This is a genomic window from Cupriavidus sp. FW305-26 (assembly GCF_058787975.1).
Genome location: NZ_JBYTAH010000049.1, coordinates 1 through 13,289 on the forward strand (window position 1 = coordinate 1; position 13,289 = coordinate 13,289).

The window sequence follows — 13,289 nt, forward strand, 5'->3', positions numbered from 1 at the left end:
ACCGGCCGCGACAGCCCCAACACGCGCCGCCTGGTGGTGGAGCACGGCGGCCTCCTGTACGACTCGGACTACTACGGCGACGACCTGCCCTTCTGGACCGAGGTGGAAGTCACCGGCGGCGAGAAGAAGCCGCACCTGGTGGTGCCGTACACGCTCGACTCCAACGACATGCGCTTTGCCACGCCGCAGGGCTTCAATACCGGCGAACAGTTCTTCCAGTACCTGAAGGATGCGTTCGACGTCTTGTATGAGGAAGGCGACCCGAGCGGCCAGGACAGCCCCAAGATGCTGTCGATCGGCATGCACTGCCGCCTGCTCGGCCGCCCGGGCCGCTTCCGCGCGCTGCAGCGCTTCCTCGACTATGTGCAGGGACACGACAAGGTGTGGATCTGCCGCCGTGTCGACATCGCCCGCCACTGGGCCGATACCCACCCCTACACCCCCCGGAACCAAGCATGAGCCAGACCTGCACCATCGCCCAACTCAACACCATGCCTGTCGCGGAGTTCGTGCAGGTGCTGGGCGGCATCTACGAACACTCGCCGTGGTTTGCCGAGACCGCAGCCGCGCAGCGGCCCTTCGCCGACGGCGCAGCGCTGGCGCAGGCACTGCGCAAGGCGGTCGATGAAGCGGGCGAGGCGGCCCAGCTCAAGCTGGTGCGCGCCCACCCGGAGCTGGCCGGCAAGGCCGCCGTGCGCGGCGAGCTGACCGCCGAATCCACGCGCGAACAAAGCGGCGCCGGCCTGAACCTGTGCACGCCCGAGGAGTTCGACCGCCTGCAGTCGCTCAACGCGGCCTACAACCAGAAGTTCGGCTTCCCGTTCATCCTGGCCGTGCGCGGCTACGACCGCCACGGGATCATCGCGGAGTTCGCGCGCCGACTGGAAAACACGCCGCAGCAAGAGTTGCAAACTTGCATCAACCAGATCCATCGCATTGCGCAGTTCCGGCTTGACGACTTAGTATCCGCCTGAGCAAAAAAGCGTCACCTGTATAACAAAAAACGCTGTACCCGATGCCGCCGGCACCCATGCACCACCCCTCATCGAGCCAAGCCAGGCGGCACGAATAAAAGCACCAAGACATTAGAAGAACCCGACAGGGACCCAGTACACAACGTTCCAAGCAGGATCAAAAACCACGGAGGTCTAACAATGCAGAAGCAGTACAAGCCGGCACTAAAGCTGGCGGCAGTAGCGGCTACCCTTTTTTCCGGTGCGGCCATGGCCCAGTCCAGCGTCACGCTGTACGGCCAGGCTGACATGTTCATCGGCGGCGTCAAGAGCCCGGGTTCGGGCGAGCGCGCATGGGTGGCCAACTCGGGCGGTATGCAGACGTCCTACTGGGGCATCAAGGGCACCGAAGACCTGGGCGGCGGCACCAAGGCCATCTTCGACCTGAACGGGTTCTTCCGCACGGACAGCGGCAACAGCGGCCGCTTCACCGGCGACTCGATGTTCAGCCGCAACGCGTACGTCGGCCTGCAGAATGACAAGCTGGGTACGTTGAAGCTGGGCCGCAACACCACCCCGTACTTCATCTCGACCATCCTGTTCAACCCGCTGGTCGACTCGTACGTGTTCTCGCCGACCATCTTCCACACCTACTTCGGTGCGGCCAGCAACGGCGTGGTGGATCCGGGCATCATCGGCGACTCGGGCTGGAGCAACTCGGTGCTGTACTCCACCCCGAACTTCGGCGGCCTGAGCGCGAACCTGATCTACTCGGCAGGCGAGAAGGCAGGTGCCGCGGGCCAGAACAAATGGGGCGGCAACCTGATGTACTTCAACGGGCCGTTCGCCGCGACCGTCGCGTTCCAGCAGGTCCGCTTCAACGCGGTTCCGGACGACCTGTCGGTAGCAGGCCTGAGCCGCCAGGACGCTGTGCTGGGCGGCATCACGTACGACTTCAAGGTGGTCAAGCTGTTCGCCCAGGGCCAGTACATCAAGACCAAGGCCAGCACGGCCGCCAGCGGCGACATCAAGCACACCAACGGTCAGGTCGGGGCCTCGGTGCCGGTCGGTGCCGGCAGCGTACTGGCGTCCTACGCCTATGGCAAGACCGAGAACGCGATCGGTGACTTCAAGCGCAACACGTTTGCCGTCGCCTACGACTACAACCTGTCCAAGCGCACCGACGTCTACGCCGCCTACTACTACGACAAGATCACCGGCATCGAGCACGGCGATACCTTCGGCGTGGGCATGCGTCACAAGTTCTGATGACGTAACCGCCTCACCGGCAGTCCTGGAGCCCGCCCTTCCGGCGGGCTTTTTCATTGCCGCGTTGACATCACACTGCGTCGAAATTAGGCGCCAGAATGCTGCGCCGCGCCATCCCATGCCGTCGGGCAGTATGGATCGGAAGCCGGTATTTCATAGGTGGATTCAATTGGAAGCGCTCTTTGACGCTTCCTAGATTGGTGATCCGGACCTCAAAAACGACATTGAGAGAGGTGATTCATGCGGCGATACCCGAAGACCCGTTCCGAACTGATGGCCATCCTGAACCAGTGCCTCGACAACAACCCCGAGTGCGGCGAATGCGAACTGCACGCGGTGCGAATGCACCAGCCTGACCATACCGGATGCAACTGGAGCGCCGAGGTCGATTTCCCGCAAGAATCCGTCGACAACCTGGGCACGCAGCTCGCCGCGGCCAAGTCGATCATTGTCGTGATGCGCGAGCAGTACAACGTGCTGCAATAGCCACCGATCCCGCAACGCGCCGTGCGCGCTTGCCGCGGGGCAGCATCAAAGAAAAAGCCGGGTCACCAGACCCGGCTTTTTGCATTGGCTCACGCCCGTCGGGACATCAGCGCACCGCGTTGCTCTCCGCCACGGCCACGGCCGTCATGTTGACGATGCGGCGCGTAGTGGCTTGCGGGTTCAGGATGTGCACCGGCTTGGCCGCGCCCAGCAGGATCGGGCCCACCGTGACGCCCTGACCGCCCGTGATCTTGAGCAGGTTGAAGGCGATATTGGCGGCGTCCAGCGTCGGCATCACCAGCAGGTTGGCGCTGCCGGCCAGCTTGGTCGACGGCAGGAAGTGGCGGCGCACGTCTTCGTCCAGGGCAGCGTCGCCCTGCATCTCGCCTTCCACTTCCAGGTGCGGAGCCACCTTGGCAAGGATCCCCGCGGCCTCGCGCATCTTGCGCGCCGACGGACGGGTAGAGGAGCCGAACATCGAGTGCGACATCAGCGCGACCTTGGGAACGAGGCCGAAACGCGCGATTTCCTCAGCGGCCAGTTGCGTGATCGCGGCCAGTTCATCGGCGGTGGGATCGTCGTTGACGAAGGTGTCGGTGATGAACAGCGTATGCTTTTCCAGCATCAGCGCGTTCATCGCGGCGAACACCTTGGCGCCCGGCGCCAGGCCGATCACGTCGCGCACGTGCTCGAGGTGTGCCTCGAAGCGGCCCACCGTGCCGCACAGCAGCGCATCGGCATCGCCCATATGCATCAGCATGGCGCCGATCAGCGTGTTGGAGCGGCGCAGTGCCACCTTGGCCATGTCCGGCGTCACGCCGTCGCGGCCGCGCAGCGCGTGGTAGGCCTCGTGGTAGGCGCGATAGCGCGGGTCTTCTTCCGGATTGACCAGATCGAAGTCCACCCCGGCCTTGAGGCGCAGGCCGGCCTTCTCGATGCGCATCTGGATCACGTGCGGGCGGCCGATCAGGGTGGGGCGGGCCAGCCCTTCGTCGACCACGGTCTGCACGGCACGCAGCACGCGCTCTTCCTCGCCCTCGGCGTAGGCAACGCGCTTGGGCGCAGCCTTGGCGGCCGAGAATACCGGCTTCATGATCAGGCCGGTGTGATAGACATAGGTGGACAGCTGCTGGCGATACGCCTCGAGATCCTTGATCGGGCGCGTGGCCACGCCGGATTCTTCCGCGGCCTTGGCCACCGCCGGCGCGATCTTCTCGATCAGGCGCTGGTCGAACGGCGTCGGGATGATGTAGTCCGGGCCGAACTTCAGCTCGCGGCCGCCGTAGGCGGCGGCAACGGCGTCGTTGAGTTCGGCCTCGGCCAGTTCGGCGATGGCCTTGACGCAGGCCAGCTTCATCGCTTCCGTGATCTTGGTCGCGCCGCAATCCAGCGCGCCGCGGAAGATGTACGGGAAGCACAGCACGTTGTTGACCTGGTTCGGGTAGTCCGAACGGCCAGTGGCGATGATGCAGTCCGGGCGCGCGGCCTTGGCCACTTCCGGGCGGATTTCCGGCTCGGGGTTGGCCAGCGCCAGGATGATGGGCTTGTCGGCCATGGTCTTGACCATCTCGGCGGTCAGCACGCCGGCGGTCGAGCAACCCAGGAAGACGTCGGCGTCCTTGACGATGTCAGCCAGCGTGCGCGCCGAGGTGTCCTGCGCGTAGCGCGCCTTGTTGGCTTCCATGTTGGCGTCGCGGCCAACATAGATCACGCCCTTGGAGTCCACCACCGAGATGTTCTCGCGCTTCACGCCGAGGCTGACCATGGTGTCCAGGCAGGCAATGGCAGCCGCGCCGGCGCCGGACACGGCCAGCTTCACCTTGGCCACGTCCTTGCCGACCACCTTCAGGCCATTGAGCAGCGCCGCGGTGGAAATGATGGCGGTGCCGTGCTGGTCGTCGTGGAAGACGGGGATGTTCATGCGCTCGCGCAGCTTCTGCTCGATGTAGAAGCACTCCGGCGCCTTGATGTCTTCCAGGTTCACGCCGCCCAGCGTGGGCTCGAGCGCGGCAACGATCTCGACGATCTTGTCCGGGTCGCGCGCGTCGAGCTCGATGTCGAACACATCGATGCCGGCGAACTTCTTGAACAGGCAGCCCTTGCCCTCCATCACCGGCTTGCCGGCCAGCGGGCCGATATCGCCCAGGCCCAGCACGGCGGTGCCGTTGGTGACCACGGCCACCAGGTTGGCGCGCGAGGTGTACTCGGCGGCAGTGGCGGGATCCTTGGCGATTTCCTCGCAGGCATAGGCCACGCCCGGCGAATAGGCCAGCGACAGGTCGCGCTGGTTGGACAGCGCCTTGGTCGCGGTTACCTGGATCTTTCCCTTGGTGGGGCTGCGGTGGTATTCCAGCGCGGCGAGGCGCAATTGCGCTTCAGGACTGTTCGGGGCATGTTGCGGTGCATCACCGCTATTCTTGCTGCTCATTGGCTCGTCCGGAAAATGGCCCGGACCGGAAGCGCCCCTCTCCCCGCCAAGATCCGGCTCAGCCCCGATCGAGAAATCTCAGGATACGGGCCGGCAGCGAAGGACAACGCCTGGCAGCGATACTGGCGATCCCGGCAGACAGGCCGGAAAAATCGAGCAACCATTCTAGCCCACGTGTCCGCGCAAAGTACCACCAGAGCCCGCCTGCAGGCCGCTTTTTGGGTGGATTATTCCAGTTAAACAGCTTTTACCATTGCGTATGCAATACAGGTGCAGACGCATGCCCGTGCATGCATCCGCACGCATCGCCTGGCCGGGACCGCGCGGCCGGCCCCGGCGGCCCTACTTTGCGTTCTTCTCGACCTCGAGCGTCACCCGGCGCGGACGGCCGCTCTCGGCCGGGAAGTCGGTAAAGGCGCTGCGGATCAGGTAGGGCATGACCGCAGGCAGGCTGCCGTTCTCGGTCTGGTTCTGCGCGGTGACCTGGTAGACCCGCTTGCCGCTGGCCGCATCCCTGAAATACACCCGCAGGCTGGAGAACGTCACCGAAATGTCGCGCACCACGGTCTGCGGCGGCCAGTAGCCCGGGCCCCATGGGCCCCACGGACCCCAGGGCCCGTACGGGCGGTAGTAGCCAGGCCCCCAGTACGGGCCCCACGGGCCGTACCACGGGTCCGGGTAGACGGTCTCGGCCACGCGCACGATGCCGGGCGCGGCATCGAAATCCATGCTGACGCGATAGCGCGCCTGTTTCGCCGGCACCTGCTCGAAGCCGATCCCCGCCAGCGCCGTGGCCAGCCACTGCTCATAGGTCTGGCGGTCCAGCTGCGCCGCCTGCTCGGCGCTGCGCTCGAAGCTGTAGGTGCGCGGCGCATCGTTCTGCCAGCCGGGCTGGCGGAACGCCGTGACATCGGTCACCACGGTGCTGGCGCACCCCGACAGCAGCAGCGCCGCCAGCAACGCCATCGCCCCCCAACACCCGCGCGGCCCCGGCCACGCGCCTGCCGCTCCTGCATTGCCGACACCGCCTGCGCGCTGCCACATAGTGCTACCTCGCTTTCCTCTGAATACCCACGTGTCTCTGAGACCACGCCGCCGGCGCGGAATTCCCCGCAGCATGCCGATGCCGTGCCGCGCCGGGCCGCGCCCCGACCCCTTGGCTACAATGAGGACTTCAGCGCCATGCTTCGCTGCCGCGCGCATGGCCCGCCCCCTTTCCTAACGGTCTTCCGAAGACAGGATCTTTCCATGCTGCGCACCGACACGCCCGTTACCGTCTATCGCAAAGACTATACCCCGCCGCCGTTCGCCATCGACCACGCCGAACTGGTGCTGGACCTCGATCCCCAGCGCACCTTGGTCACCAGCACGCTGCGCTTCGCGCGCCAGGCCGGCGCGCCCGACGCACCGCTGGTGCTGGCCGGCGAGGAACTCGAACTGATCGGCGTCAGCCTGGACGGCAAGCCGGTCGCCAACGCGACCCAGGATGCCGGCACGCTGACCATCCCCGGCCTGCCGGCGCAGGGCACGCTGGAGATCACCACCGCTTGCCAGCCCGCGGCCAATACCACGCTGTCGGGCCTGTATGTGTCCAACGGCAACTTCTTCACCCAGTGCGAAGCCGAGGGCTTCCGCCGCATCACCTACTTCCTGGACCGCCCCGACGTGATGGCGACCTACCGCGTCACGCTGCGCGCCGACCGCGCCGCCTATCCGGTGCTGCTGTCCAACGGCAACCTGGTGGGCCAGCGCGAACTGCCCGACGGCCGCCATGAAGCCGTATGGGAAGACCCGTTCCGCAAGCCGGCCTACCTGTTCGCGCTGGTCGCGGGCAAGCTCGAATGCATCGAGGAACGGATCCAGTCCGCCTCCGGCAAGGACAAGCTGCTGCAGGTCTGGGTCGAGGCGCGCGACCTCGACAAGACCCGCCACGCCATGGATTCGCTGATCCATTCGATCCGCTGGGACGAGCGCCGCTTCGGGCTGGAACTGGACCTGGACCGCTTCATGATCGTCGCCGTGGGCGACTTCAACATGGGCGCGATGGAGAACAAGGGCCTGAACATCTTCAACACCAAGTACGTGCTGGCCAACGCGCAGACCGCCACCGACACCGACTTCGCCAATATCGAGGCGGTGGTCGGCCACGAGTACTTCCACAACTGGACCGGCAACCGCGTGACCTGCCGCGACTGGTTCCAGCTTTCGCTCAAGGAAGGCCTGACGGTGTTCCGCGACCAGGAGTTCTCGGCCGACATGATGGGCTCGGAATCCGGCCGCGCGGTCAAGCGCATCGAGGACGTGCGCGTGCTGCGCCAGGTGCAGTTCCCCGAGGACGCCGGCCCGATGGCGCACCCGGTGCGCCCCGACAGCTACGAAGAGATCAACAACTTCTACACGGTCACCGTGTACGAGAAAGGCGCCGAAGTCGTGCGCATGTACCAGACCCTGCTCGGCCGCGACGGCTTCCGCAAGGGCATGGACCTGTACTTCCAGCGCCATGACGGCCAGGCTGTCACCTGCGACGACTTTCGCGCGGCCATGGCCGATGCCAACGGCCGCGACCTGACGCAGTTCGGCCTGTGGTACAGCCAGGCCGGCACCCCGGTGGTGACGGCGCGCACGGACTGGAACGGCGACGACGGCAGCCTGACCCTGACGCTGTCGCAGCGCTGCCCCAAGGTCGGCATCGAGACCCGCGCCGGCACGCCCGAGAAGCAGCCCTTCCATATCCCGTTCGCGCTCGGACTGCTTGGCGCAGACGGCAAGGACCTGCCGCTGCAGCTCGAAGGCGAAAGCACGCCCGGGGCGACCACGCGCGTGCTCGACTTCACGCAGGCCGAGCAGAGCTTCCGCTTCATCAACCTGCCGCGCGGCGCCAGTGCCCCGCTGCCCTCGCTGCTGCGCAACTTCTCGGCGCCGGTGATCGTCGATGCCGAGTACACCGACGCGCAGCTGACCTTCCAGCTGTCGCACGACAGCGATGCCTTCAACCGCTGGGAAGCCGGCCAGCGCCTGGCCACGCGCGCGCTGCTGCAGCTGGTGGCCGAGGTCCAGGCCGGGCGCGAGCTCAAGCTCGATCCCGCGCTGGTGCAGGCCATGCGCGCCGTGCTCACCGACGACACGCTCAACCCCGCCTTCCGCGAACAGGCGCTGGTGCTGCCCGCCGAGGCCTACCTGGCCGAGCGCATGGGCGTGGCCGATCCCGCCGCCATCCACCGCGCCCGCCAGTTCATGCGCGAAGGCCTGGCGCGCGCGCTGCAGGCCGACTGGCTCGCCGCCTACGAGGGCAACGCCACGCCGGGCGCCTACTCGCCCGATGCCACCTCCGCCGCCAGGCGCGCACTGCGCAACCTGGCGCTCGGCTACCTGGCCGACGGCGGCGATGCCGCAATGCAGGCGCTGGCCGAGCAGCAGTACCAGAACGCCGACAACATGACCGACCGCTTCGCCGCGCTGTCGGCGCTGGTCAACAGCTTCGCCCCCGGCCGCGAGCACGCGCTGGCGGACTTCTACGAGCGCTTCGAGGACGACCCGCTGGTGATCGACAAATGGTTCTCGCTGCAAGGCATGCAGCGCGGTGAAGTCGGCCCGCACGCCGGCAAGCGCACCATCGACACCGTGCTCGCGCTGATGGAGCACCCCGCCTTCAACCTGCGCAACCCCAACCGCGCGCGTTCGCTGATCTTCAGCTTCTGCTCCGGCAACCCGGCCCAGTTCCACGCCCAGGACGGCTCAGGCTACCGCTTCTGGGCCGACCAGGTGCTGGCGCTCGACGCCATCAACCCGCAAGTGGCGGCGCGCCTGGCGCGGGTGATGGACCGCTGGCAGAAGTACGAACTGGCGCTGCGCGACCGCATGCGCGCCGAACTGGAACGCGTCGCCGCCAGCAGCACGCTGTCGCGCGACGTGCGCGAGATCGTGGGCAAGGCGCTGGCCGCCTGAGCGGCGGGAACGACACAAGGAGGCCCGCCAACGCCCCCTTTGCCCGGCCAAGCGCGGCCGGGCATGTAGAATTGCGGCCATCCAAGGAGAACCAACCATGACTCGCATCAGCCTCACCCGCTACCTGGTCGAGGAGCAGCGCAAGCACAACACGATCCAGCCCGAACTGCGGCTGCTGATCGAAGTGGTCGCGCGCGCCTGCAAGGCCATTTCCAACGCTGTCAGCAAGGGCGCCCTCGCCGGCGTGCTGGGCTCGGCCGGCACCGGCAATGTCCAGGGCGAAACCCAGCAGAAGCTGGACGTGATCGCCAATGAAGTGCTGCTCGACGCCAACGAATGGGGCGGCCACCTCGCCGCGATGGCGTCGGAAGAAATGGAATCGTTCTACGAGATTCCCAACCGCTACCCGAAGGGCGAATACCTGCTGATGTTCGACCCGCTGGACGGCTCGTCGAACATTGACGTCAACGTCTCGATCGGCACCATCTTCTCGGTGCTGCACATGCCCAAGCCGGGCCAGACCGTGACCGAGGCCGACTTCATGCAGCCCGGCACCCACCAGGTCGCCGCCGGCTACGCTGTCTACGGCCCGCAGACCACCCTGGTGCTGACCGTCGGCAACGGCGTGCACATGTTCACGCTCGACCGCGAGGCAGGCAGCTTCGTGCTGACGCACTCCAATGTGACGATCCCGGACGACACCAAGGAATTCGCCATCAACATGTCGAACATGCGCCACTGGGCCCCGCCCGTGCGCCGCTATATCGACGAATGCCTGGCCGGCGAAGAAGGCCCGCGCGGCAAGAACTTCAACATGCGCTGGGTCGCCTCGATGGTCGCCGACGTGCACCGCATCCTGACCCGCGGCGGCGTCTTCATGTACCCGTGGGACAAGCGCGAGCCGGAAAAACCCGGCAAGCTGCGCCTGATGTACGAAGCCAACCCGATGGCCATGCTGGTTGAACAGGCCGGCGGCGCCGCCACCAACGGCCACCAGCGCATCATGGACGTGCAGCCCGAAAAACTGCACCAGCGCGTCTCCGTGATCCTGGGCTCCAAGAACGAAGTGGAACGCGTCACCCGCTACCACCTGGAAGCCGAAGACAAGGCCTGATTCCGGCCGAGCGGCAACAGGACGGGGCGCCCAGGTGGCGCCCCGTTTTCTTTTGGCCCCGGCCGGATGGCACGGGCGACACACAAGGGGTTCACAAGGCGGAAAAACGCTGCTACTATTGCGGGCTGTTCCAGTTCACCGGAACATGTTGCCGAAGTAGCTCAGTCGGTAGAGCAGCTCATTCGTAATGAGAAGGTCGGGGGTTCGATTCCTCTCTTCGGCACCACAGAATTCCAGGGCATCGCCCACACAAGCAAACCCGGACAGCATCACGCTCTCCGGGTTTTTTGTTGCCTGTGATCGGGCAAAGTCGGCGGTGGCAGCGGGCGCCCCAGCCGATGCGCCCACCAGTAACGGAAAGGATGGTCGAAATCGGGATAAAGCACCGGCTGGCTGAAGCAGCCGGCACGCTTCATCAGGAGGTAGGCAGCAACCATGGCCGCCCAAAAAACTAGCAGTTCCACGATAACGGCCACCCTTGGATTTACAGGTGGCTGTTTTCATTATAGGTAGCCGCCTACCCCAGGGGGACGATGGCGCACCCGTGCAAACCCTAGGGCTGTTCCCTCAATACACATCCGGAACGATCATCTCCATCGGCACCGGTTGCCGCACATAGTCCTCATGCCGTTCGCGCCCCGGCAGCACCACGCTGGGCGCCTCCACTTCCGCATAGGGCACCTGGCTCAGCAGGTGATGGATGCAGTTCAGCCGTGCGCGCTTCTTGTCGTCGGCCTGCACCACCCACCACGGCGCCTCGGCAATATGCGTGCGCTCGAGCATGATTTCCTTGGCCTTGGTGTAGTCCTCCCAGCGGCGCTGCGATTCCAGGTCCATCGGGCTCAGCTTCCACTGCTTGAGCGGATCGTGGATGCGGCTGAGGAAGCGCAGGCGCTGTTCGTCGTGCGTGATCGAGAACCAGTACTTGATCACCCGGATGCCGGAGCGCACCAGCATCCTTTCGAACTCGGGCACTGAGCGGAAGAACTCCTCGTACTGGTCGTCGGAGCAGAAGCCCATCACGCGCTCGACGCCGGCGCGGTTGTACCAGCTGCGGTCGAACAGCACGATCTCGCCGGCGGCGGGCAAGTGTGCCACGTAGCGCTGGAAGTACCACTGGGTGCGTTCGCGGTCGTTGGGCGCTGGCAGCGCCGCCACGCGGCAGACGCGCGGGTTCAGGCGCTGCGTGATGCGCTTGATCACGCCGCCCTTGCCGGCGGCGTCGCGTCCTTCGAAGATGATGACGATCTTGTGTCCGGTGGCTGCCACCCAGCTCTGCAGCCGCACCAGTTCGCCCTGCAGGCGGAACAGCTCGCGGAAATAGTGGCGGCGGCTGTCCTGCTCGGCCTCGTCGTCCAGGTGCACCGGATCGCCGAAGGCCTCGCTGGCTTCGCGGTCGTCCAGTTCCAGTTCGATCTCTTCGTCGTAGTAGTCGGCCACCTCGTTGTGGATGCGCCGCACCAACTCTGCTTCGCCCGGTCTCATCTGATCTGCTCTCCCTGTGGATACAACGCGGTCGCGCCGATACTCGCATGCCGGTATTGCAGCCGCGTGAAAGCGGGGCAGGCCACCCGCCCTGCCCCGCCTTCCTGCCTGTCCCTGCAGATTACGCCAGTTACGCCGCCGGATTGATGTTGTGGTTGTGGCGGAACAGGTTGCCCGGGTCATAGCGCCGCTTCACCTCGACCAGCCGGTCGTAGTTGGGCCCGTAGGCCGCGCCGATGCGGTCGGTTTCTTCCTGCGTCAGGAAGTTCACATAGACGCTGCCCAGCGCGAAGGGCGCTGCCGCGCGGAACACTTCACGGGCCCAGCTGATGCACTTGTCGTCGTCAGCGGGCGCGTCCCAGCGCCCGTGCAGGTTCATGATGAAGTTGGCATCGCGGCTGGCATAGGCGGTCGCATCGGGCGCGACGCGGTTGGTCTGCCCGCCCATGGCGCCGATAAAGACCTCGCATTGCGGCGAGGGCAGCTTGCCGATCTGTTCGATCAGCATCGTGATCAGGCCGTCGTCCAGCCCGGCGAAGTTGTGCGATTTCCAGTAGTTGCGAGCGCCCGGTGTCAGCAATGGATCGAAGGCCTGCTGCCATGCCGTGAGCGGCATCGGGCCGAGATGCTCGCCATAGGGCGTGCCGAGCTTGCGCAACGGCTCGACCAGTTCGGGGCCTTTGTCAGGCGGGCCGATATAGCAGATCGCCAGTGCCGCGACCGGCTTGCCGTGCGTCTCGGGCGGCAGGAACGGCAGCGGCGGCGCCTGGCGCAGCACCACCCAGACGGTCAGCTCGTCAGGCATCGACTTGAACAGTTCACGGTAGGCCGGCAACACCGCGGCGGCCTGTTCCAGCGGATAGACGATCAGCCCGCCATAGATCTCGGGGCCGACCGGGTGCAGCCGGAACTCGAACATCGTCACCACGCCGAAGTTGCCGCCGCCGCCGCGCAGCGCCCAGAACAGGTCGGCGTTCTCGTCGGCGCTGGCGCGCACCAGCTTGCCGTCGGCGGTCACGACCTGTGCCGATACCAGGTTGTCGACGGTGGTACCGAACTTGCGGCTGAGCCAGCCGAAGCCGCCGCCGAGCGTCAGCCCGGCCACGCCGGTGGTGGAGTTGATGCCCAGTGGCGTGGCGAGGCCAAAGGCCTGCGCCTCATGGTCGAAATCGCGCAGCGTGGCGCCGGGCTCCACATAGCCGCGTTGCGCGTGGGGATCGATGCGCACGGATTTCATCTGCGACAGATCCAGCACCATGCCGTCCTCGCAGATCGCCAGCCCGCCGATATTGTGGCCGCCGCCGCGTATCGACAGCAGCACGCCATGGTCGCGCGCGAAGTTGACCGCGGCGATCACGTCGGCAGCGCCCGCGGCCTGCACGATCAGTGGCGGACGGCGGTCGATCATCGCGTTCCAGATGCGGCGCGCTTCGTCGTAGCCGCTGTCGTCCGGCTGCAGCAGGCGCCCGCGCAGCTGCGCCTTGAGTGCCTCAATGTGTTCCTGCGATGGCTGGGCCATAGTGTGCCTCCCGATGCTGGTTGGAAACATCGGACGGCGCGCGGCGTCTGGGTGCAGGGAAATGGCCACGAGGACCGATGACTACATCAT

9 protein-coding genes, 1 tRNA gene and 1 pseudogene are annotated in these 13,289 nt (G+C 66.0%); 7 read left to right on the forward strand and 4 right to left on the reverse strand.

Going from position 1 to position 13,289, the window contains the following annotated elements:
- From AC3WQZ_RS23725 to AC3WQZ_RS23740, 4 genes and pseudogenes are all read left to right on the forward strand, one after another.
- Positions 1 to 459 (forward strand): annotated as a pseudogene (locus AC3WQZ_RS23725) (allantoinase); the annotation flags it as partial.
- Positions 456 to 974 carry a 2-oxo-4-hydroxy-4-carboxy-5-ureidoimidazoline decarboxylase gene (gene uraD / locus AC3WQZ_RS23730; protein ID WP_010809176.1) on the forward strand — a complete coding sequence of 173 codons (519 nt, stop codon included), beginning with the start codon at positions 456 to 458 and terminating at the stop codon, positions 972 to 974. The pseudogene AC3WQZ_RS23725 and the gene uraD, both read left to right, overlap by 4 nt.
- A gap of 180 nt (positions 975 to 1,154) precedes the next feature.
- Complete coding sequence (locus AC3WQZ_RS23735; protein ID WP_011614837.1) at positions 1,155 to 2,222, forward strand: porin; 1,068 nt, start codon at positions 1,155 to 1,157, stop codon at positions 2,220 to 2,222.
- Between the two features lie 240 nt (positions 2,223 to 2,462).
- On the forward strand, positions 2,463 to 2,708 hold the full coding sequence (locus AC3WQZ_RS23740; protein ID WP_010809178.1) for a hypothetical protein: 246 nt from the start codon (positions 2,463 to 2,465) through the stop codon (positions 2,706 to 2,708).
- Between the two features lie 106 nt (positions 2,709 to 2,814).
- Here the strand turns inward: AC3WQZ_RS23740 and AC3WQZ_RS23745 are convergent, their stop codons facing one another.
- Positions 2,815 to 5,136: an NADP-dependent malic enzyme gene (locus tag AC3WQZ_RS23745; protein ID WP_010809179.1), complete on the reverse strand. Its 2,322-nt coding sequence runs from the start codon at positions 5,134 to 5,136 to the stop codon at positions 2,815 to 2,817.
- 342 nt (positions 5,137 to 5,478) lie between these two features.
- Positions 5,479 to 6,102, reverse strand: a complete 624-nt coding sequence (locus tag AC3WQZ_RS23750; RefSeq protein ID WP_010809180.1) for a DUF4136 domain-containing protein — start codon at positions 6,100 to 6,102, stop codon at positions 5,479 to 5,481.
- 282 nt (positions 6,103 to 6,384) lie between these two features.
- On the opposite strand from AC3WQZ_RS23750, the gene pepN reads away from it, so the two are divergent.
- The 3 genes from pepN (at position 6,385) to AC3WQZ_RS23765 (ending at position 10,421) form a co-directional block, all read left to right on the forward strand.
- The gene (gene pepN / locus AC3WQZ_RS23755) at positions 6,385 to 9,081 is read left to right on the forward strand and encodes an aminopeptidase N (protein ID WP_492301376.1); all 2,697 of its coding nucleotides are present in this window, start codon (positions 6,385 to 6,387) and stop codon (positions 9,079 to 9,081) included.
- A gap of 97 nt (positions 9,082 to 9,178) precedes the next feature.
- Positions 9,179 to 10,195, forward strand: a complete 1,017-nt coding sequence (locus AC3WQZ_RS23760) for a class 1 fructose-bisphosphatase (RefSeq protein WP_011614834.1) — start codon at positions 9,179 to 9,181, stop codon at positions 10,193 to 10,195.
- Positions 10,196 to 10,345: 150 nt separating this feature from the next.
- Positions 10,346 to 10,421 (forward strand) — tRNA-Thr (locus AC3WQZ_RS23765).
- Between the two features lie 341 nt (positions 10,422 to 10,762).
- Here AC3WQZ_RS23765 and ppk2 read toward each other — a convergent pair.
- Both ppk2 and AC3WQZ_RS23775 read right to left on the reverse strand, forming a co-directional pair.
- The gene (gene ppk2 / locus AC3WQZ_RS23770) at positions 10,763 to 11,680 is read right to left on the reverse strand and encodes a polyphosphate kinase 2 (RefSeq protein ID WP_492301378.1); all 918 of its coding nucleotides are present in this window, start codon (positions 11,678 to 11,680) and stop codon (positions 10,763 to 10,765) included.
- A gap of 130 nt (positions 11,681 to 11,810) precedes the next feature.
- The gene (locus tag AC3WQZ_RS23775; protein ID WP_010809184.1) at positions 11,811 to 13,199 is read right to left on the reverse strand and encodes an FAD-binding oxidoreductase; all 1,389 of its coding nucleotides are present in this window, start codon (positions 13,197 to 13,199) and stop codon (positions 11,811 to 11,813) included.
- Positions 13,200 to 13,289: the final 90 nt, after the last annotated feature.